Origin of the sequence: Rubritalea spongiae (genome assembly GCF_042652385.1) — a bacterium.
In the GTDB taxonomy this organism is placed as follows: domain Bacteria; phylum Verrucomicrobiota; class Verrucomicrobiia; order Verrucomicrobiales; family Akkermansiaceae; genus Rubritalea; species Rubritalea spongiae.
Genome location: NZ_JBHSJM010000001.1, coordinates 3474575 through 3493716, shown reverse-complemented (window position 1 = coordinate 3493716; position 19142 = coordinate 3474575). Strand labels below are relative to the sequence as shown.

Here is a 19142-nt window from a genome sequence, read left to right as displayed (position 1 = left end):
CGCTCTAAATTTGCCGTAAAACTCGATGTTAGCGGAGGAAGGACATTTTGGAAGCTCTCCCTCGCGAATTTGTCTTTTACCTAAATGACGATAAAGGACATCGCTTCTGATCTAGAGCAATAGAAAAGGACAGCCCCCATCTAGAGAATCGTCGGCTAGAAAAACAAAATACTCAAGCTTCCAAGTATCGCCACTTAAGAGCGGCATACCGTGCCATGACGTCTACCCAGCCGCCTTTGCAACATCAACGGCAAGTGAAACCCACAGACCTCATATAAAGCACTTACACCTTTGAGGGTTAAAACGCATCTTTCACCCAGCACAATTGCGGTCGCTCATTTTCCTCTAACACTACTTCCACGACATCGAAGCGCCAGAAGAAATCGTTGTCGGGAAGCAGCTTGAGCCACGCACGCGCTCCGCGTTCGATCAACTCCTGTTTCGCGACATTCACCGCGTCGAGCGGACGGCTCCCCGCCCGACGTTTACGCGTTTTCACCTCCACAAAACACAGCGTATCCGCGTCTCTAACAACAATATCTAACTCGCCACCTTTCGGCCCGCGGTAATTGCGGTAAAGCACTTTAGCGCCCTGCCTTCGTAAATAGGCCACCGCCATAGTCTCCCCCAGTTCTCCTAACTCGATGTGACTGCGCTTTTCGCCATCCACATGAAAGTGAAAAGGGCGATCCAACAGTCGATTGGGCACAATAGAATACAACGAGAACACAGCTCGTACACTCTAACGAACCTAGCCTCAGATCACAAGTTCAAGCTGAGCTGCGCCACCGGCGCGAACGACTTCCTGTGAATGTTTGTAGGTCCGTGTGCTTGAAGAGCAGCTAGATGCGCCTTGGTTCCATAACCTTTATGCTTCTCAAAACCATACTCAGGAAATTCTTTTCCGTAGGCGACCATTTGATGATCGCGCTTCACCTTCGCGATGATACTCGCTGCCGCAATTGACAAGCTCTTGCCATCGCCTTTCACAATCCCTTGAGAGGGATAGGGAAAATTCGGCACAGCAAGACCGTCGATCAAACAGAACGGACTCTCTACCTCTAACTGCGCCACCGCTCTCGCCATTGCAGCATGGGTCGCTTTGAGAATATTGATCGCATCAATCTCTTTCACATCGGCATACGAATGCCCCCAGCGGATGCGTTCATCCGCCATGAGATCCGCATAAATCAGCTCACGCTTCTTCTCCGAGAGTTTTTTGGAATCATCTAACAATGGATGACTGTATCCTTCAGGCAGAATCACCGCAGCTGCAGAAACAGGTCCCGCCAAAGGCCCTCTCCCCGCTTCATCCACTCCGACAATCAGCTGATGACCTGCAGCCATTGCCTCTAGTTCTAATTCTAAATCGGGCATCTTACTTACGAATCATCGCTTCTGCTGCTTCTGCGCATTTCACGCCGTCGAGTGCTGCGGAGACAATCCCTCCCGCGTAACCAGCCCCTTCACCACAAGGGATGAAATGCTCAATCTCTGGGTGTTCTAGCGTTTCATCCTTCCGCGGAATCCGCAAAGGACTCGACGTGCGCGTCTCAAAACCTAACAAATTCGCTTCCTCACCGACATAGCCCTTCATTTGTTGACCGAATTTTTTCAATCCTATCTTCATCCGATACGACACATCGTGCGGTAAAATTTCGTCCAGACGCGCCGACGTCAACCCAGGGAAATAGCTCGTCTTCGGCAAGGTGTCTGAAAGTTTTCCAGCAATAAAATCTTTCACTCGCTGACCGGGTGCTTTTTGCACACCACCACCTGCTTTGGAGGCTTTAATCTCTAGATCTTTCTGATACGCGATCCCAGCGAGAATCCCGTGTTCTTTCTGAAATTGCACCGTATCCTCCGGCTCCACAGTCACCACCATGCCACTATTGGCAAAGGGTGAATCGCGCCGCGCCAAGCTCATACCATTCACCACGACTTCATCATTTTCCGTCGCCGCTGGCACGATGAATCCACCCGGGCACATGCAAAAAGAATGTACGCCACGGTCATCAATTTTCGTCGCCAGACGATAACGCGCAGCGGGCAAAATCCGCGGACGCTCGATGCCTCGCTCGTAGGAATACTGGATTGAATCGATCAATGGCTGCGGGTGCTCGATGCGCATTCCAACTGCGAACGGCTTTTGCTCCATCAAAATCCCTTTGTCTGCTAGAAGCTGATAGATGTCGCGCGCGCTATGACCAGTGGCCAGAATGACCGCTTCACCCGTGATTTCACGACCATCCGCAAGCACCACGCCACGCATCTGCTTGTTGTCAGCAGAGAGAATAAAATCGACAACCTTGGACTCAAAGTGCACCTCGCCGCCTGCTTCGAGAATCGATTGGCGCATCGCCTTGACCACATTGGGCAAAAGGTTCGACCCCACGTGCGGGTGCGCATCGGTAAGAATCTGCTCGGGCGCTCCATGCGCGACTAAGGTTTCGTAAACGTCCCTCACAGGACCACGCTTGGTCGCACGCGTGTAAAGTTTCCCATCAGAGTACGTTCCTGCACCACCTTCTCCGAAGCAATAATTTGAATCTTCGATCACGCGCCCTTCTTTCATGATCGGACCAAGATCAAATCGACGCGCAGAAGCATCCTTGCCGCGCTCCACAATGATGGGTTTCATACCCAACTCGATACAGCGCAATGCCGCAAAAATACCCGCCGGCCCGCAGCCCACAATCACGATCTGCTTCTCCCCGCCACCGAGCTTTGTGTAATTGGGCTCTGGCTTCACATACTCCGGCAGTGGTCCATCGATCCCGACTTCCATCCGCATTTGAATCTTGATCTGCGCCTTGCGGGCATCGATCGAATGCTTCTGCAGTCGAAACTCGTGCACGCGCTCCGGCTTCACATGCAGCTTTTTACAAATCGCCTTCTTGCGTGCTGCTTCATCTTCAGATCTCTCCAAAGGAAGAATAATATCAACGAGCTCGTATCGCGCCATGCACCCACTCATGCTTTAGCCCTAGACAATAGTCAAGAAGACAGCCGCGACAGCCCGAAAATCAATCGTAACTCAGCAGCTTCACTTTCCCTTTGAAAATGCGATACGCAAGCGCCGTGTAACCGATCAAAAATGGAAATACGACCAATGTCCCTACTAAGATAATCCACAGCGATGCAGGAGCAGCCGCTGCGTCTGTAATCTTCAAATGCCCGGGAATGATGTACGGATAAAAACTGTAGACCAAGCCGATCCCGCCAAAAACAAAGATAAACATCGAAATTACAAAAGGAAGCCAAGACAACTTATCATTCTCCAGCGGCAAGACCCCGCACAGAATATGCATCAGCACCGTCAAAATAATCGACATCACCGGCATGATGATCAGCAGTGTTAGCTCAGGAAATGAAAACATCCGATCGTAGATCCGTGTGTCGAGAAATACCGCCGCCAGACTACTCATGATCGCTCCGAGCACCATGAACCACAAAGCGACTCGAGCCCACTTCAATGCACGTTTCTGTAACTCACCTTCACACTTCATGATCAACCAAGTCGAGCCCATAAGCACGTAACCAGCTGTCACAATAAAGCCGAAAGACATTGAAAAGAATTCGCCCAGAATCCCCTCTTTAAAACCAATCACGAAACTTCCGACCATGTAGCCTTGCGTAAGCGCGACCAGCAAAGAACTGACAAAAAAAGATCGATTCCATTTCTCCTTCTTTTCTGGCGCCACCTTTTTCCGGAAGTCATACGAAACACCGCGATAGACAAGGCTGAGAATCATCACCGTCACCGGAATGTAGAGGTTAGTGAGCACAACCCCATGTGCCGTAGGGAAAGCTACTAGCAAAAGTCCTACTCCCATCACTAGCCATGTCTCGTTAGCATCCCAAAATGGCCCAATCGAGCTAATCATTTTTTCCTTATCCTCGCCATCCACCTGACGCGAAAGAATGCCAACACCAAGGTCATAGCCGTCCAAAATGGCGTAAAGCAGCATCGACACCCCGATCAAAAAGGCAAAGGCGAATGGCAACCAATCGCCGCTTTCAATAAATTGCTCAATCATACTTCACCTAAGGTTTTCTTTGTTTCTACGCGAGCCATGTAAAAGAGCGTAGCTACGTACGCGACCATCAATATGCAATAAGTCAAAATGTATCCAGTCAAAGTCCATGCCACATGTGCTGGTGGCAAATCTGCAACTGCGTCTTTCGATAAGAGCACCCCTTGAACCAGCCACGGCTGTCGTCCCATCTCGGTCACATACCATCCAGCAATCGTGCCGACCCAACCAGAAAATGTCATCAAGCAGAGAACTCGAACGTAGACCCGAGGATAGTCGATTTTCTTCCAATGGAAAAATACTCCGAGAAATGCCACGCCGATCATTAACATCCCAACGCCAATCATGACCCTGAAACTCCAAAACACAGGTGCTACCCTCGGTCGCAATTCTCCAAAGTCATTCAAGCCTTGCACGTACCCATCTGGGTCGCGAGTGATGATAAGGCTGCCGAGCTTAGGAATCCCCACTTCTACCTCATTCTCGCCTTTTTCCTCATCGGGAATCGCAAACAGCAAGAGTGGAATCCCTTTTCCACTTTCCCAGTGCGCCTCCATTGCAGCCAGTTTTGCGGGTTGGTATTCACGCGTATTCACTCCGTGCAGATCACCAGCGATACCTTGGAGCGGTGCTGCGATCGCTGCCAGCACAAGTGCACATTTCATGCCGGCACGAACAGCGTCTGATCGATCACCTCGCAACCAGCGATAACCCAGTAAGCCTGCGATCAAGAATGCAGCTGTCAGCACAGATCCTAACAAAGTGTGGGTGAAACGATACGGCATCGAAGGGTTAAAGATAATCTTCCACCAGTCCTCAGCATGCGCCACACCATCAATCATTACATAACCATCGGGCGTATGCATCCAGCTATTGAGCACGAGAATCCAAAAGGCCGAGAATGTCGTCCCCAATGCCACGAGAAATGTCGCCAAGGTGTGCAGCCATTGAGGAACACGACGGAAGGCATACAACATGATTCCCAAAAAAGTCGCCTCCATGAAGAAGGCTGTCAGAATTTCATAGGCTAACAAAGGCCCCGCGATATTCCCCACCGTATTCATGAATCCGGGCCAATTTGTACCGAACTGGAAAGACATCGTCACCCCAGTCACCACCCCCAAGCTAAATGTCAGAGCAAAAACCTTGGTGAAGTAAAAGTAGAGATCCATCCATTTGTCATCACCAGTCTGACGGAAACGCAGCTTAAAAAAGAACAACATCCACCCGAGTGAAATCGTGATCGTCGGAAATAGAATGTGAAAAGTAATATTTGCCGCAAACTGAATGCGAGACAGAAGAAATTCGTCCATTTGACTAGCCTAAGTAAGACGACATGCAGTGCTTCATTCTGTGAAAATCACAGTTCTCACCCAGCACACCATGTCACAAATAAGCTCTCCCTTATGCCCACTTTTTGCAAGGTTAATTGGCCGTAAATACTGCCATCTCATCCCAGCTAGCACGCAATCTACCGATCACTGCACCCCACAAAAAAACGAGTACCAATAATTTTTATAAACAATGAAGGATCTAACGCCAAACGTGCTCAAGAATTTGAAACTGCACCTTTTCCATTGCTTCACGCTCAGAAGGAACCTCATCCTCATGCCCGGCTAAGTGCAGTAAACCATGAATGATATATAGCATCAACTCGCGCTCAAAGGAGTTTCCAAATTCAGCTCCGTAGCTCTTCGCCGTCTCCACGCTAATCACGATCTCCCCATGAGCAAAAGTAATCACATCAGTCGCACCAGGAATATCCATGAAATCGCGGTGGACCTGATCGATTGTAGGGTCATCAACAATGCTTACTTCGACGAAGTCTAATTCCTGCAAAGGCCCCCCACCGTTCGCCGGATTCGCTAAAACCAGCGGTAGCGAGCTAGCCGCAGCTTGTTGCCATTTCTCTATAAGAGATTCACCAAGCGGAACAACCTCTTGATTGTTGAACACTTCTATCATCATCTTCTACGCGGATTTAGCCGATGAATCAGACTTCGTAGGCTGAGGACTAGTCGGAGTTTTTACTGGCGTAGTCTCCTGAGACTTCGTCTTGATTTTCTGTGACTTCCTAGAGCTAGGCTTCACCGTTTGCTGGCCAGACTTACGCTTTTCTAAAGGCTCCTCGACCTTGCGCTGCAAACTTGATGGTCGTCCTGCAGCACGCAACTCCTCATCATTCTTCTTTTCCTCCTCTTTCGGATAATTGATCCGACTATGCAGAATACTACGAATCGTTTTGGCGAAGCTTTTGCGGATTTTCTTAAGATCACTAAGTGTCAGTCCACAATCATCCATCTGCCCTTCAGCGATACGCTTGCTCACAATATCATTCACCAGTGCCTCAATCTTCGCTGGGCTAGGCTTTGTTAAAGTACGAGATGCACTCTCCACACAGTCAGCCAAACTAATAATTCCACTTTCTGGAGTGCGTGGCCTAGGTCCAGCATAACGGAAATTTTTCTCATCCACATCGGGAACATCTTCCGCATTGATCAGACCTTGCTCAGCTTTCTCCTTCGCCTCATTACAAGTTTCACGCGCTTTATGATAAAAATAGTAAACCAATGAATCGCCATGGTGCTCGCGAATCACATCGATGATCATTGGGTCTAACTTATGTTTGATAGCTAGATCCACCCCATCCTTGACGTGAGCAATAATCACCAATGCTGACATACTCGGCGTAAGATTATCGTGTGGGTTCTCTTCGCCTTGGTTTTCAATAAAGTAAGTAGGCTTCTTTAACTTTCCAATGTCATGAAAATACGCACAGACACGGCACATCGTAGCATTTGCCCCCACTTCCTCTGCTGCCGCCTCCGCGAGCGATGCCACAATCAAGCTATGATGAAAGGTCCCCGGAGCCTCAAGCTGCATTTGGCGCAATAACTTGTGATTCAGATCACTCATCTCTAGCCAACTAATATCGGTCGTAAGACCGAACATGCTTTCAAGAGCTGGTAAAATGCCACTCACAACCATCGCGATCAATAAGCTCACACCTAGAGAGCCGAGCATCTGCTTGCCCATCGTTTGAATCCCTATCGCATTCTCTGGCCATTGGATGAATTCAAATAAGACACCAAGTACCATCACCACTACACCAGCGTAAAAACCAGCACGAAGTAAGGCTCCACGTCGACGCACTTTTTTAGTAAATGCCACTACGGTGATCCCGGTAATCAAACTCAATACCATGTATTGCATCGTAATCGGTGCTGGAATTAACAAACTCCCAAGCATCGTCACTACATAGGTCGTATACATCCCACTCAAACGGCCCAACAACACTGAGTTCACCAATGGAGCTAGTGCATATGGAAGCAACAATGGCACATAAGCAATACTTCCCATCGATGGCACAATCGCTGCCACAAAGTATAAAATGACCAAGTGCACGGTAATCGTACCAAACACCAATATCACGCGCCCGTTACGTACGCGATGCTGATGGCGCATATCAAACAGAGCAACCAAACCTGCTCCCATCAAAATATTCACAAACACTGCATTCAGTAGAGTGAGCACGCTCTCGCCACCAGTAGTCGCAGAAAACACCAATACACTACTTACCCCCAAGAAGAGTAAATATAACAAAACACGGAAGAAGACGCTGCGATCCATCGTTGCTACCGCAGTTCTTTCGCCTTGCGTGCGACGCTTTTTGCCAGAAGACATCCCTTTTTGAGCAAGCTGCCTTCTTTTAATAAAATCGAATAATCCCACGAAATTTTGTTGGTTATTTCTTCATGAAAAAGCACGAGACGCCCTTTCACAGACTCAGCTCTAGCCGTTCACCTGTCACAATGCAACCTACAAATCATCGCTGTTAGAGACATTCTGACACACAATCCAAGCTAGAACACTCTAAAACAAGACTTCCCCGCCGTCTGCCCGCAGCAACAAAACAAGTCTGCGTCAGCAAAGTTCTCCTACGAAAAGCCTCTGCAAACGAGCAGCTAGTTACTTTCTAAATGCATCGTACGCAGCGATAATCCGTGCCACCACTGGATGACGCACCACATCAGATCCAGTAAAGCGGACAAAATCCACACTCTCAACTTCTTGAAGAGCATGCTCTGCTTCGAGCAATCCAGACATCTGCCCTTTCTTTAAATCAATCTGTGACCCGTCGCCAGTTACCACACACTGGCTCCCCTCACCAATGCGCGTGAGGAGCATGAAGAGTTGCTCGGGAGTCGTATTTTGCGCCTCATCAAGAATCACAAAGGAATTTGCGAGCGTGCGACCGCGCATATAGGCAAGGGGGGCGATTTCAATCGTACCATCTTCCATGTAGCGCTTCCCCGTTTCAGCATCCAGCATGTCGTACATCGCGTCATAGAGTGGTCGCAAGTAGGGAGCAACCTTCTCCTGTAAATCCCCAGGAAGGAAACCAAGAGCCTCACCCGCTTCAACTGCAGGACGCGTCAGTACAATCCGATTAATTTTTTTCGCCTTTAATAAACTCAAAGCCATCGCCATAGCTAAATAGGTTTTACCTGTACCAGCTGGTCCGAGCCCAAACACTACAACGTTCTGAGTCATCGACTGAATATAAGCCATCTGCTGCGGAGTACGCGGCACCACCGGTTTGCGGCCATTCGTCCCGAGCAATTTCACCTTTCCTAACTGAGCGACCCCAGTTTCTCCACCCTCAGCTGCGACATCAATCGCCGTGCGGAAATCTTTTGCCGAAATGTCTGAACCAGCGCGCCGCGCTTCTTCGAGATCGATAATTGCATTTTTCGCCCGAGCCACGCCATCTGCCGAACCACGAAGCAGGATCCAACCCTCACGCGTGACCACTTTCACGCCTAACTTCTCTTTTAAATAGGAAAGTTCTTTCGGTTCATTAGCGAAAAGAGCGTGAACGAACTGAGGAGTCTCAAACTCCAAACGCTCTTCAATTTCATCCATCGTAGCTGACATGACCTTTAGCTATACTACACCTTTTCTAAATGCAATCCACGTTTATGCACCCCGCCAGCCTCAAAAAGCGTTGGGAACTAGTGTTTTTCGCTCGTATCAGAGTACTTATTCACATTAATTCAACAGCGCGGAAAATAACTATTGCATTCTCGGATGGAATACCCTTAATTCCGCGTCCCGCGAGACTGTCCAAAGGTTGTAGGTCCTCTATGGCTTTATCTTTCAGATAAGCGCCAATACTCGCTAGAGGGTAACCCAACCCACTTACTAGACACATGTCAGAAGAAACGACAAATACTGAAGAACTAAGCAAAGAGGAAAAGAAGGCTATCCTTCTCGACCGCTTCGAACTGCCAAACCGCGTCATTAAAGACGAGGATACCGAGACTGATACATACGCACAATTCACTGCCGAGCCATTCGAGCGTGGATTTGGCCACACTATTGGTAACTCACTCCGCCGTGTACTCCTCTCCTCTCTTGAGGGTGCAGCTATCACATCTGTACGTATCGCAGGTGTTCAGCACGAATTCTCCAGCCTTGCAGGCGTTGTAGAAGATGTCACCGACATCATCCTCAACCTCAAGAAGGTGAAATTTAAGCATCACGACAAAGAGCCACGCGTTCTCAAACTCCAAGTGGAAAAAGAAGGCGTTGTAACAGCTGGTGACATCCAAGACGACAACATCTACGAAGTTGTCAACAAGGACCAAATCATCTGTACTCTTGACCGCAAGACTAAGTTCGACTGCGAATTTGAAATCAAAGTTGGTCGTGGATTCAACACTGGTGATGAAAACAAGCGTCCTGACATGCCAATCGGCGTGATCGCGATCGATTCCATCTTCTCACCTGTTACTCGCGTAAAATACTCAGTTGGCCAAACTCGTGTTGGTCAAATGACTGACTTCGACAAGCTCGAACTCGACGTATGGACTGATGGTCGTATTTCACCACCAGACGCACTCCTTCAGGCATCTGCAATCCTTCGTCACCACCTCGACGCCTTCGTTAACTACGACGACGACGCAGTGGAATTCGAATCCGCACAGCCAGAGCAGAGCGAAGAAAACGCAGCACTCAAGAAGCTTCTCAACATGAGCGTGAACGAGATCGAACTCTCCGTTCGTGCAGCAAACTGCCTCAACAACGCGAACATCACTTCCGTTGGCCAGCTTGCTATGAAAACTGAAGCTGAGATGCTCAAATACCGTAACTTCGGTAAGAAATCTCTCAACGAAATTAAGGACAAACTCGTCGAGCTCGGCCTCGGCCTCGGTATGTCCTTTGACCCTTCACTCCTTACAGGACCTATGCCATCAGTGGCTATTCCACGTCTTGGAGTTGAAGAAGAAGCACCGGTGGGTCTCGCTGACCTTATCGCGCAGAACCTTAACGACGAATAACCAAGATGAGAAAAAGACGCAAGACCGTAAAATTGCAGCGTGATGCAGCACACCGCCGCTCACTCCTCGCAAACCTTACATGCAGCCTTATCCAACACGGCAAGATCCGCACCACACTCGCTAAAGCCAAAGCTCTCCGCCCTGTTGCAGAGAAAATGGTAACTCTTGGCAAGCGCGGTGACCTTCATGCTCGCCGTCAGGCAGTTGCATTCCTCCAGCAAAAGGATGCTGTTAAAGCACTCTTCGAAACAATCGCACCAGCAGCAGCTGACCGCCAAGGTGGTTACTGCCGCATCACCAAACTCGGCGCACGTACGAGCGATTCCGCTCCTATGGCACTTATCGAGTGGGTTGATGCACCAGCGACTGTTGAAGCTGAAGAAGCAGCTGAAGCATAAGCCTCACTCAGCTTCGAGCTGATTGATAAAAATTTAACAAGCGCACCTGAGCAATCGGGTGCGCTTTTTTAGCTTCCCAGCTCTCTTGAATCAGCCGGATTACTTGAATTATAATCAGCGAAATTGAACTACCTATTAGATAGCCTGAAATGATTTGAAAATAAAATCGGGATCTATTTAATCCACCAGCCCTTCAAGCTCTATATCCTCTACTAAATCCCACTGATGATTCGGATGAACATGATTTTCACGCGTATGATGACTATGCCAGTGATCACCGTGCGCATGCACAAAGGCATACACATCTGGCTGCGGCGCTTTGTACACTGATTCACCACTGAGCACTACAGCAGGCTCCTCCACTGATACACAAGAAACCACACTGAAAGAAATCAACAAACCAAATAGAAGCCGCATACAGATCTGTCTAACAATAAATATACCCGCTAACAAGCCCAGATAAAACCTAAGCCTCTACCCAACTCTCTATAATTCACCCCATTAAAATTGTCCATCGCCCTCCTGTAAGCCGGATTCTGTCCACTCCCGAGAGAGCTGTGTGATCATTTGTCTCCTGGCCAAAACCAGACGCAGCCGAAGCTGTCGTGCGACTAATACCCGAGGATTCTAGTCGGGCGGGCACCCTTCCTCTGTTTTGTCTTGCACCACGCGGGGTTTACCGTGCCACAGCTGTTGCCAACTGCGCGGTGGTCTCTTACTCCACCCTTTCACCCTTACCTGTGATCCTAAGATCCATCGGCGGTCTACTCTCTGCTGCACTGTCCGTCTACTGAGCTTGAACCCAGCATCCCTCCTTCTTCAAGAGGCGCGTTTCCCTACGGTGTCCGGACTTTCCTCTGCCGTCAGCCTCGAAAGGCCACGACAGCGATCACCCGGAGAGCGATGGACTTGCAAACTAGTCACTTTTACTCTCTGAGCAAGAATTTTCTAGCCCTTCTCCACAGCACCACAAAAAGAGCGCTTCGCTTTTGCTTCTATCAAATGTGCGATAGAACTATTACATTCTCTCAGGCACCTGAATCCCTAACAGCCCAAGCCCCTGCTTAAGAATGCGTCCGGTAACGGCACAAAGCACGAGACGAGTCTTGCGGACATCTCCTTCGCTCTTCAACACAGGACATGCTTCGAAAAAGCTATGGAATGCCTTTGCCAGATCCAGTAAGTAGGCGGAAAGAATATTCGGCTTCAAATCATCAAGCACAGTCGGTAATACTTCTCCAAACTTCGACAGAGTGCGAACAAGGTTGATTTCGCCCTCCTCAGTCACCTTCACGCCTTCTGCATCAAGCTCGACCTCTTCTTCCAGTTTTCTGAAAATTGAACTCACACGCACTGAACTGTACTGTAAATAAGGAGCAGTGTCTCCCTGCAGGGCGACCATTTTTTCTAGATCAAAAATATAATCAGAAGCGCGATTGTGAGAAAGCTCGGTAAACTTCACAGAACCAATACCAACCACCTTCGCCAACTCTTCTTTTTCTACCTCTGAAAGGTCGTTAGATTTCTCATCTAGAACAGCCCGAGATGCTTTTATCGCATCATCTAGCACATCAGCAAGCTGAGGCAGGTCACCATCGCGAGTCTTCAATGGTTTTCCATCTTTCCCGAGAATGGTTCCAAAAGAAACATGCTCGAGCTCTGCAGAACATCCGCGGCGCTCAGCAACGTCAAAAAGTTGCCTAAAGTGTAAGCCTTGCCGCGCATCCACTACATACCAGATCTTGTCGGCTTGCCACTGATCGAGACGATAATCGACAGTCGCAATATCAGTTGTCGCGTAATTAAATCCACCATCTTTCTTTCGAACAATCATCGGCAGATCACTCCATTCGCCATCCCGCTTCTCCTTAAAAGGATCCTGCTTGGGAGGGAGAGTTTCGCCTGAAAAAATACATAAAGCTCCATCACTTTCACGAGCGAGCCCTTCATCAGCTAAAGCTTTAACCAAAGGCGCCAGCTCGTTATTGTAGTAACTCTCACCAAGCCAGTGATCGAAATTCACATCGAGTCGGTCGTAAATTTTATTGAGTCCTACTTTAGACACTTCCACGCATCTTTGCCAGATAGCGAAGTTTTCAGTATCACCACCTTGTAGCTTCACCAATTCGTCGCGGCAGAGGTCTTTGATTGCTTCATCTTCTTTGCACAATGCATTTACCGCTCGGTAAATGCGGAGGAGCTCTTGGAGTGGATCAGCTTCTAGCGCAGGTTCGTCCAGGAGATTTTTCCAGCCATAAATCACCATCCCGAACTGTGTCCCCCAATCACCAATGTGATTGTCAGTAATCACCTTATGACCGAGAAAACGTGAAATCCTTGTAAGAGAATCACCAATGATCGTTGAGCGAATGTGCCCCACATGCATCGGCTTCGCCACGTTTGGAGCTGAAAAATCTACGACAATCGTCTTCGGATCGGCAACTTCACTCACGCCCAAGCGAGCATCACCCACCAGCTCGCCAGCTTTTCTGCTCCAAGCTTCTGGCTTAATAGTGAAATTAATAAACCCTGGACCCGCAATGTCTAGATCAGCGACATCCTCAGCTTCAAATGCCTCAACCAGCTTGGCAGCAAGCTCACGCGGATTCATTTTTAAACGCTTCGCCAAGGCCATCGCCGTGTTAGCCTGATAGTCACCGTGGCGCAGATCAGCCGCGGCTACTACCTTCACAGGAAAACCTTCAGGAACCTCAATCCCTGCTGTTGTCAGCGCAGCATGAAGCCGCGATTCTAAAACTTCTAAAATCGTTTGCATATCGAAAATTTAATAGAGACTCACGCCTCTTAACGTTCACAGTGAATGCGTGAAGGACGAGAACCAAGGATATCAATCACCTCTTCTCGAGTCTCAGCCGCTGCGAGATGTTGACGCACCTCACAATTATTAAACAACTTAGCAATCGCTGCTAAAGTTTGAAGATGCATGTGGTAATCCTTCTTAGGTACCACAAATAATAAGACAAAATTTACTGGCGCATTATCCAGAGCTTCGAAGTCGATGCCTTCCTTTGAACGACCAAAAACAGCCACCACGTGATCAAGCTTTTCTGAAAATGCATGCGGAATAGCCACTCCACTGCCAATCCCCGTACTAATCTGATCTTCTCGTGTCTGCAGAGCTTCTAAAACATCTTCCTTTTTCTCTCCCTTAAGAAACTCGTGACGGTCAAGGTGTTCGACAAGTTCTACGATCGCTGGCCAGTGCTCCTCAGATTTCATATCAAGGATCACTTGGTCATTAGTCAATAAGCTCGCTAATTTCATAATGTGTAGAGAGCCTCGACAGCTGGCACAGCGTGTATGCCAAGTGGCGAAGCATATGTGGGCTTAAATAGGAATCGCTGACAAAGCAAGTCCCTTTTGTCGAGGCCACATGGGCGAATCGATGCTCTGCTCGATGAGAACCCATTTCACTTCAAATACAACCCGGTCGTGCGGTGATGCAATTTTCCCACATGGTCTGTCCATGATTCCCCCCATTGAAACTATTGACATATCATTTGCCACATTTCATATAATGCACCATGTCAACGGCACTACCACCTCGTCCTCGCCACGTTTCTCAATCTCAGTCCGAAATCTGCATCGTTGCATCTAACTACAACCAAGAGTTCACCGACGCGCTTGTCGAAAATGCATGTAACGAGCTCAAAGAGATTAACCCAAATGCCAACATCACCATTGCCCGTGTTCCTGGAGCTTTTGAAATCCCAGTAGCTAGCGCCGCGCTGCTCGCTCAAGATAACAAGCCATCCGTGCTCATCACTCTCGGCCTTATCATTCGTGGAAAAACACAACACGGTGACCTCGTCGCAGAATCTGTCACCAATTCATTGCAAAAACTCGCCTGCGAAACAAAAATTCCAGTAATTCATGAAGTTCTTCTTGTAGATGACGAAAAGCAAGCGTACGCACGCTGCATCGGATCTCAACTCAATCGAGGCCGCGAAGCTGCCCGCTCCGCACACACCATGCTCGAGTTGTTCTCCGACCTTGGACTTCACCAAGGCAACAAAAAGAAATCAACTCGATCTTATCCCAGCAATGCATAGTAGACGCGCCATCAGAGAATCCGCCATTCAGTTCCTTTATTGTTCCGACCTCGAAGGTGGAGCGGCCGCTGAAAACCTTTCCGAAACCTTTTGGGAACTCGCTCTCGAGTCGGACCAAAGCAAGCTTATCAAAGCATCTGCAAAAGCAGTTCTTCACTTGAATCAAGGACGTGAATCACGTCACAATAAATTGGTAGAACGCAGTGCTGACTCTATCGCCATCATCTCTACCGACCCTGAAGCAGAAAAAGTAAAGAAAGCTCTCGATCATCTCCTTAAGCTCGAAAGCAAGTGGCAATCTATTATTGATCGTATCCAGCGTCTCTACGACCCCGGTGTTGAAACTCCAGATCCAGAGCTCTCAGCAGCCTTGAATGATCTCTACACCCTCAACAGCCAACTCACTGACCTGCGCACCCGCTGGAACCTCCAACTACAAGACTTCCCATACATCAACAAGCGCCTCACCCCAATCAAGGCTGCTATCGACGGTCTCCAACGAGTTTCTGATAGAATCGTAATGGTTCAGAACCCTAAAGAGTTCGCAGACCACCCAGACATCAAACATATCCAAGAAACGAACGATAAAATGGAGAGTTTCCGTAAGGAAGTCGATTCCCTCTCTCGCGCCATCGTTTCCAAAAAAGCTGAACTCGATTCCACAATCGAAAAAATTGTCGACAACTACAAACCTGAGCGCATCGATCCAGTCGATCGAGCAATCCTCAGACTCGGCACCTACGAAATCTTCTTCAAAGAAGAAATCCCTGCCCCTGTCACGATCAACGAATGCATCGAAATCTCCCGCCGCTTTGGCTCCAATGAGTCACCCCGTTTCATCAACGGTGTCCTAGACAAAATCGCTAAAATCGACGCGTAAGTTCATATCCCTAGTTTTTCTAGGTTTTTTCCTAAGCTTCAGTTTCATTGAGTGCTCTCTCTGAGACTGGAGCTCTTTTTTTGTGAGGTTTACTTATATATATCATACTATTTGATCGATCAAACTGACACCACACTCAGTTCACAATCAATTCCTAGTATCATCGAAAATTCTAACACAATCATCGATAAAGATTTCCTTGCTAGATGAGAGGTCTTCAGCAGATGATGCCTCCGTCGACTACTAGACCAACAGCCCTACTCCGCACGTCCTGAAAATGAGCAAAGCTATCAAATACATCCACCGAGAGAGAATCCCTAATGAGCCAACACTCATCCTCCCTGGTAGGCTCGACCACTCAGAACTCATTGAACTCGAGAAGCTCCTCGCTCATCGTAAAATAATTTGGCTGTGCGAAGAAAACGTAGCCCTTTCCCCATCCACGGAAAATTATCTCAAACAGTCTAAAAGGGAAGTCATCGCATTCAGCCAGACTGACCTAGGGCTTCAGCAAGTCGGCAAAAACATCCTCTCCGACCTCGGCAGCGATGGTATTGCCATCTTTCTCCCTGGCCAAGTGAACTGCCTTAATGGCACCTCCATCCACATTACTGGCGAGACTCTAACCGCCATCTGCGCACTTGATCTTCCGACTCTTCCGCTCGCCGTTCACATTCCTAGAGAACTTTCCTTAAGCATCGAAAGTCCAAACTCGCTGCCGAGTGCCATCCTCGTGTTTGGCAAGCTACTCACCCCCAGTCAGTGCTCAGTCTCCCAATTCCGCCAAGAGCTGATGATCGCATTTGAAGAAGCCTTTTCTTCACGTTCTTTTCTAAATGGCTCACTTGGATACGCGCTACTCGCTGGACTGAAACGACACAGTAAATCAAAAGTGGTCGATGGCACCAACGATCAGGAAAAGACCTATGACATCATCCTCGGTGCAGCCATCGCCTTATCCAAGCATCTCCAAAACGAAACGAATAAGAAGCGTATTGGTATTATTCTCCCACCAGGTCCCGGCGGTCTCATCGCTAACCTCGCGGCTATCTTTGCTGGGAAAACTCCAGTTAATCTCAACTTCACCGCCAGTAAAACTGCAGTGCAGTCCTCGATCCAACAAGCAGACATCGATAAATTTATCACTGCTGACCCCTTCGTCCGGAAAATGCCTGACTTCGCCTGGCCACCGAACAGAGACCTCATCTACATCGAACGCGTACTGCCAGCCATGAAGAAACAAATCACCCGCTGGGTGGTTCTTTCAAAAATTCTCCCCACCACGGTACTCGCTAAAATGCTCAAAATCTCCAACGACGGTGGAGATAAAGAAGCCATCCTTCTCTTCACTTCCGGCTCTTCCGGAGAACCAAAAGGTGTACCGCTAACGCACCGAAATGTCTTGGCCAATGTCTGCCAATTCGGCACCCGTCTCAACCTACCAGAAAACTCTAACATTCTCGGCTCTCTGCCGCTCTTTCACAGCTTTGGCTGCACTGTCACCCTCTGGTTCCCATGTATCGAAGGCCTAAACCTGATTACTAACCCGAGCCCACTCGACTCTAAGCGCATCGCTGAACTCATCGAGCAACACAAAATCATCCTCCTCCTTTCCACCCCCACATTCCTCCGCGGCTATATGCGCAGAGTGAACCCTGAACAACTAAAGTCGCTTCAACTCGTCGTCACCGGCGCCGAAAAACTACCGCAAAACCTCGCTGAGACCTTTGCTGAAAAATTCGGTATTCATCCGCAAGAAGGGTACGGCCTCACCGAAACCTCCCCAGCCACCAACGTCAATCTACCTGAAAATTCTGACGTAGAAAATATTGCAACCATCCGCTCATCCCGCCCCAGCACAGTCGGAAATTTCCTTCCCGGCATTGCCGTAAAACTCACAGACCCTTCAAGCGATGCTCCCTTACCTCTCGATCAAAGTGGAATCATCTGGATGAAAGGCGCCAATATTTTCCCAGGATACCTGAACAATCAGGAAAAAACCGATGAAGTCATTCAAGATGGTTGGTTTAAAACTGGCGACGTCGGACGTCTAGATTCCGATGGTTTCCTAACAATCGAAGGCCGTATTTCCCGATTCTCAAAAATTGGAGGCGAAATGGTTCCCCATGAAACCGTCGAAGCCGCTATCAACCACGCTCTCGGCCTCGATGAAGAAACCGAGCGGAAAATTGCCGTCGTAGGTATCCCTGATGAGAAAAAAGGAGAAGCCATCGCTATTCTTTCCACCATCGCAGGTGTCGCCCTCGAACAAGAATGCCTCGATCTACGCTACCGTCTCCTCGATCAAGGGATCCCCTCACTCTGGTGCCCTAAACAAATCCTTCCCGTGGAAGAAATCCCTGTTTTAGCTTCAGGAAAACTCGACATCAAAGCCTGTGAGGCTCTTGCCAAACAAGTCCAATAAGCCCCCTAATATCTCCGTGCCTAGATTCGACTCCTTCATGCAATTTGCCCTGCATGATCCAGACCATGGCTATTATGCAAAAAAAATCCGCACCGTCGGTCACCAAGGCGATTTCTCAACCACTGCCACTCTCAGCCCCACTCTCGGAGCTGCTATCGCTGATCGCGCAACCAATTGGCTCAAAGAAAATCCTGGAAGCTTCCACTTAATTGAAATTGGTGCAGGTGACGGATCTCTAGCAGAATCTATCATCAAGTCGCTCCCCTTTATCCAAAGGCTTAAGCTCCACTACCACATCGTAGACACCTCAGAACCTCTACGTAAAATTCAACAACAACGGCTCAAGAGCCACCGAGTCCTCTGGCACGACACCCCTCGCGATGCCCTCAAATCCGCTGGAGGCCGTGCCATCATCTTTTCTAACGAACTAGTCGATGCATTCCCTGTCCGTATTTTTCACCGCATCCAAAATGATTGGTTAGAACTGCATTGCGACAACCAAACCGAAACCTTCCTCCCCGCCTCATCACTCCCCGACTCCTCAGCTCTCAACCCAAAGCACCCAGAAAGCCACCGAGTCGAAGTCCATGAATCCTACCACCAGTGGCTCGAAGAGTGGATCACCTCATGGCGAGATGGTGAAATGATTACTATCGACTACGGAGACACCTACCCAGACATCTACCATCGCCGCCCTCAAGGCACTATCCGAGCATTCTTCCACCACGAAAACCTAACTGGCCCAGCAATCTATCAGAATGTCGGCCATCAAGACCTCACTGCTGACGTCAATTTCACGGACCTCATCGAATGGGGAAATGAGTTAGGACTAGAAACCATTTCACTCACGGATCAAACCTCCTTCCTCACCCCCTTCGCACGGAACACAACCCAAGACCTCTACCTCCTTCACCCAGATGGTCCTGGCGCAGCATTTAAAGTGCTAATCCAAAAACCCGCATTCTAAACCCTGTGAACAACACAG

The 19142-nt window shown here is 48.7% G+C and carries 17 protein-coding genes and 1 other RNA gene; 6 read left to right on the top strand and 12 right to left on the bottom strand.

Annotated features, from left to right (window positions below):
- Positions 1 to 298: 298 nt before the first annotated feature.
- The 8 genes from ACFPK9_RS15460 to ACFPK9_RS15425 all read right to left on the bottom strand — a co-directional run bounded on the left by ACFPK9_RS15460 (position 299) and on the right by ACFPK9_RS15425 (position 8975).
- Positions 299 to 694 carry a YraN family protein gene (locus ACFPK9_RS15460; protein WP_377096378.1) on the bottom strand — a complete coding sequence of 132 codons (396 nt, stop codon included), beginning with the start codon at positions 692 to 694 and terminating at the stop codon, positions 299 to 301.
- 68 nt (positions 695 to 762) lie between these two features.
- Positions 763 to 1377 (bottom strand): ribonuclease HII, encoded by a 615-nt coding sequence (locus ACFPK9_RS15455; RefSeq protein WP_377096375.1) that lies wholly within the window; start codon positions 1375 to 1377, stop codon positions 763 to 765.
- A gap of 1 nt (position 1378) precedes the next feature.
- Entirely contained in the window at positions 1379 to 2965 is a 1587-nt protein-coding gene (locus ACFPK9_RS15450) for an NAD(P)/FAD-dependent oxidoreductase (RefSeq protein WP_377096372.1), read from the bottom strand.
- A gap of 61 nt (positions 2966 to 3026) precedes the next feature.
- Positions 3027 to 4040, bottom strand: a complete 1014-nt coding sequence (locus ACFPK9_RS15445; protein ID WP_377096369.1) for a cytochrome d ubiquinol oxidase subunit II — start codon at positions 4038 to 4040, stop codon at positions 3027 to 3029.
- A complete protein-coding gene (locus tag ACFPK9_RS15440; protein WP_377096366.1) occupies positions 4037 to 5350 on the bottom strand; it encodes a cytochrome ubiquinol oxidase subunit I in 1314 nt (437 codons plus the stop codon). The genes ACFPK9_RS15445 and ACFPK9_RS15440 overlap by 4 nt, the downstream gene beginning before the upstream one ends.
- A gap of 220 nt (positions 5351 to 5570) precedes the next feature.
- On the bottom strand, positions 5571 to 6005 hold the full coding sequence (gene ybeY / locus ACFPK9_RS15435; protein ID WP_377096363.1) for an rRNA maturation RNase YbeY: 435 nt from the start codon (positions 6003 to 6005) through the stop codon (positions 5571 to 5573).
- A gap of 3 nt (positions 6006 to 6008) precedes the next feature.
- Positions 6009 to 7721, bottom strand: coding sequence for an HDIG domain-containing metalloprotein (locus ACFPK9_RS15430; RefSeq protein ID WP_377096360.1), 1713 nt, complete (start codon positions 7719 to 7721; stop codon positions 6009 to 6011).
- Between the two features lie 285 nt (positions 7722 to 8006).
- A complete protein-coding gene (locus ACFPK9_RS15425) occupies positions 8007 to 8975 on the bottom strand; it encodes a PhoH family protein (RefSeq protein WP_377096357.1) in 969 nt (322 codons plus the stop codon).
- 275 nt (positions 8976 to 9250) lie between these two features.
- Here ACFPK9_RS15425 and ACFPK9_RS15420 point away from each other — a divergent pair, with 275 nt between their 5' ends.
- Together ACFPK9_RS15420 and rplQ are read left to right on the top strand one after the other, a co-directional pair.
- Positions 9251 to 10381 (top strand): DNA-directed RNA polymerase subunit alpha, encoded by a 1131-nt coding sequence (locus ACFPK9_RS15420; RefSeq protein WP_377096354.1) that lies wholly within the window; start codon positions 9251 to 9253, stop codon positions 10379 to 10381.
- 5 nt (positions 10382 to 10386) lie between these two features.
- Positions 10387 to 10779 carry a 50S ribosomal protein L17 gene (rplQ, locus tag ACFPK9_RS15415; protein WP_377096351.1) on the top strand — a complete coding sequence of 131 codons (393 nt, stop codon included), beginning with the start codon at positions 10387 to 10389 and terminating at the stop codon, positions 10777 to 10779.
- 177 nt (positions 10780 to 10956) lie between these two features.
- Here the strand turns inward: rplQ and ACFPK9_RS15410 are convergent, their stop codons facing one another.
- From ACFPK9_RS15410 to ACFPK9_RS15395, 4 genes are all read right to left on the bottom strand, one after another.
- The gene (locus ACFPK9_RS15410) at positions 10957 to 11196 is read right to left on the bottom strand and encodes a hypothetical protein (RefSeq protein WP_377096349.1); all 240 of its coding nucleotides are present in this window, start codon (positions 11194 to 11196) and stop codon (positions 10957 to 10959) included.
- A 92-nt stretch (positions 11197 to 11288) separates the two neighbouring features.
- An RNA gene (gene rnpB, locus ACFPK9_RS15405) (RNase P RNA component class A) lies at positions 11289 to 11684 on the bottom strand.
- 113 nt (positions 11685 to 11797) lie between these two features.
- The gene (gene argS, locus ACFPK9_RS15400) at positions 11798 to 13555 is read right to left on the bottom strand and encodes an arginine--tRNA ligase (protein WP_377096346.1); all 1758 of its coding nucleotides are present in this window, start codon (positions 13553 to 13555) and stop codon (positions 11798 to 11800) included.
- 29 nt (positions 13556 to 13584) lie between these two features.
- The gene (locus ACFPK9_RS15395; protein WP_377096342.1) at positions 13585 to 14064 is read right to left on the bottom strand and encodes a PTS sugar transporter subunit IIA; all 480 of its coding nucleotides are present in this window, start codon (positions 14062 to 14064) and stop codon (positions 13585 to 13587) included.
- Positions 14065 to 14324: 260 nt separating this feature from the next.
- Here ACFPK9_RS15395 and ribH point away from each other — a divergent pair, with 260 nt between their 5' ends.
- From ribH to ACFPK9_RS15375, 4 genes are all read left to right on the top strand, one after another.
- Positions 14325 to 14852, top strand: a complete 528-nt coding sequence (gene ribH / locus ACFPK9_RS15390; RefSeq protein ID WP_377096337.1) for a 6,7-dimethyl-8-ribityllumazine synthase — start codon at positions 14325 to 14327, stop codon at positions 14850 to 14852.
- Positions 14845 to 15732: a transcription antitermination factor NusB gene (gene nusB, locus ACFPK9_RS15385; RefSeq protein WP_377096335.1), complete on the top strand. Its 888-nt coding sequence runs from the start codon at positions 14845 to 14847 to the stop codon at positions 15730 to 15732. The genes ribH and nusB overlap by 8 nt, the downstream gene beginning before the upstream one ends.
- 277 nt (positions 15733 to 16009) lie before the next feature.
- Positions 16010 to 18157 carry an AMP-binding protein gene (locus ACFPK9_RS15380; RefSeq protein WP_377096333.1) on the top strand — a complete coding sequence of 716 codons (2148 nt, stop codon included), beginning with the start codon at positions 16010 to 16012 and terminating at the stop codon, positions 18155 to 18157.
- A 16-nt stretch (positions 18158 to 18173) separates the two neighbouring features.
- Entirely contained in the window at positions 18174 to 19124 is a 951-nt protein-coding gene (locus ACFPK9_RS15375; protein WP_377096330.1) for an SAM-dependent methyltransferase, read from the top strand.
- The last annotated feature ends 18 nt before the right edge of the window (positions 19125 to 19142 follow it).

Bases quoted from the DNA above. Each gene is read 5' to 3' on its own strand.
- ACFPK9_RS15455 (WP_377096375.1), bottom strand. From the start codon at position 1,377: ATGCCCGATTTAGAATTAGAACTAGAGGCAATGGCTGCAGGTCATCAG.
- ACFPK9_RS15450 (WP_377096372.1), bottom strand. From the start codon at position 2,965: ATGGCGCGATACGAGCTCGTTGATATTATTCTTCCTTTGGAGAGATCT.
- ACFPK9_RS15445 (WP_377096369.1), bottom strand. From the start codon at position 4,040: ATGATTGAGCAATTTATTGAAAGCGGCGATTGGTTGCCATTCGCCTTT.
- ACFPK9_RS15440 (WP_377096366.1), bottom strand. From the start codon at position 5,350: ATGGACGAATTTCTTCTGTCTCGCATTCAGTTTGCGGCAAATATTACT.
- ybeY (WP_377096363.1), bottom strand. From the start codon at position 6,005: ATGATGATAGAAGTGTTCAACAATCAAGAGGTTGTTCCGCTTGGTGAA.
- ACFPK9_RS15430 (WP_377096360.1), bottom strand. From the start codon at position 7,721: ATGTCTTCTGGCAAAAAGCGTCGCACGCAAGGCGAAAGAACTGCGGTA.
- ACFPK9_RS15425 (WP_377096357.1), bottom strand. From the start codon at position 8,975: ATGTCAGCTACGATGGATGAAATTGAAGAGCGTTTGGAGTTTGAGACT.
- ACFPK9_RS15420 (WP_377096354.1), top strand. From the start codon at position 9,251: ATGTCAGAAGAAACGACAAATACTGAAGAACTAAGCAAAGAGGAAAAG.
- rplQ (WP_377096351.1), top strand. From the start codon at position 10,387: ATGAGAAAAAGACGCAAGACCGTAAAATTGCAGCGTGATGCAGCACAC.
- ACFPK9_RS15410 (WP_377096349.1), bottom strand. From the start codon at position 11,196: ATGCGGCTTCTATTTGGTTTGTTGATTTCTTTCAGTGTGGTTTCTTGT.
- argS (WP_377096346.1), bottom strand. From the start codon at position 13,555: ATGCAAACGATTTTAGAAGTTTTAGAATCGCGGCTTCATGCTGCGCTG.
- ACFPK9_RS15395 (WP_377096342.1), bottom strand. From the start codon at position 14,064: ATGAAATTAGCGAGCTTATTGACTAATGACCAAGTGATCCTTGATATG.
- ribH (WP_377096337.1), top strand. From the start codon at position 14,325: ATGTCAACGGCACTACCACCTCGTCCTCGCCACGTTTCTCAATCTCAG.
- nusB (WP_377096335.1), top strand. From the start codon at position 14,845: ATGCATAGTAGACGCGCCATCAGAGAATCCGCCATTCAGTTCCTTTAT.
- ACFPK9_RS15380 (WP_377096333.1), top strand. From the start codon at position 16,010: ATGAGCAAAGCTATCAAATACATCCACCGAGAGAGAATCCCTAATGAG.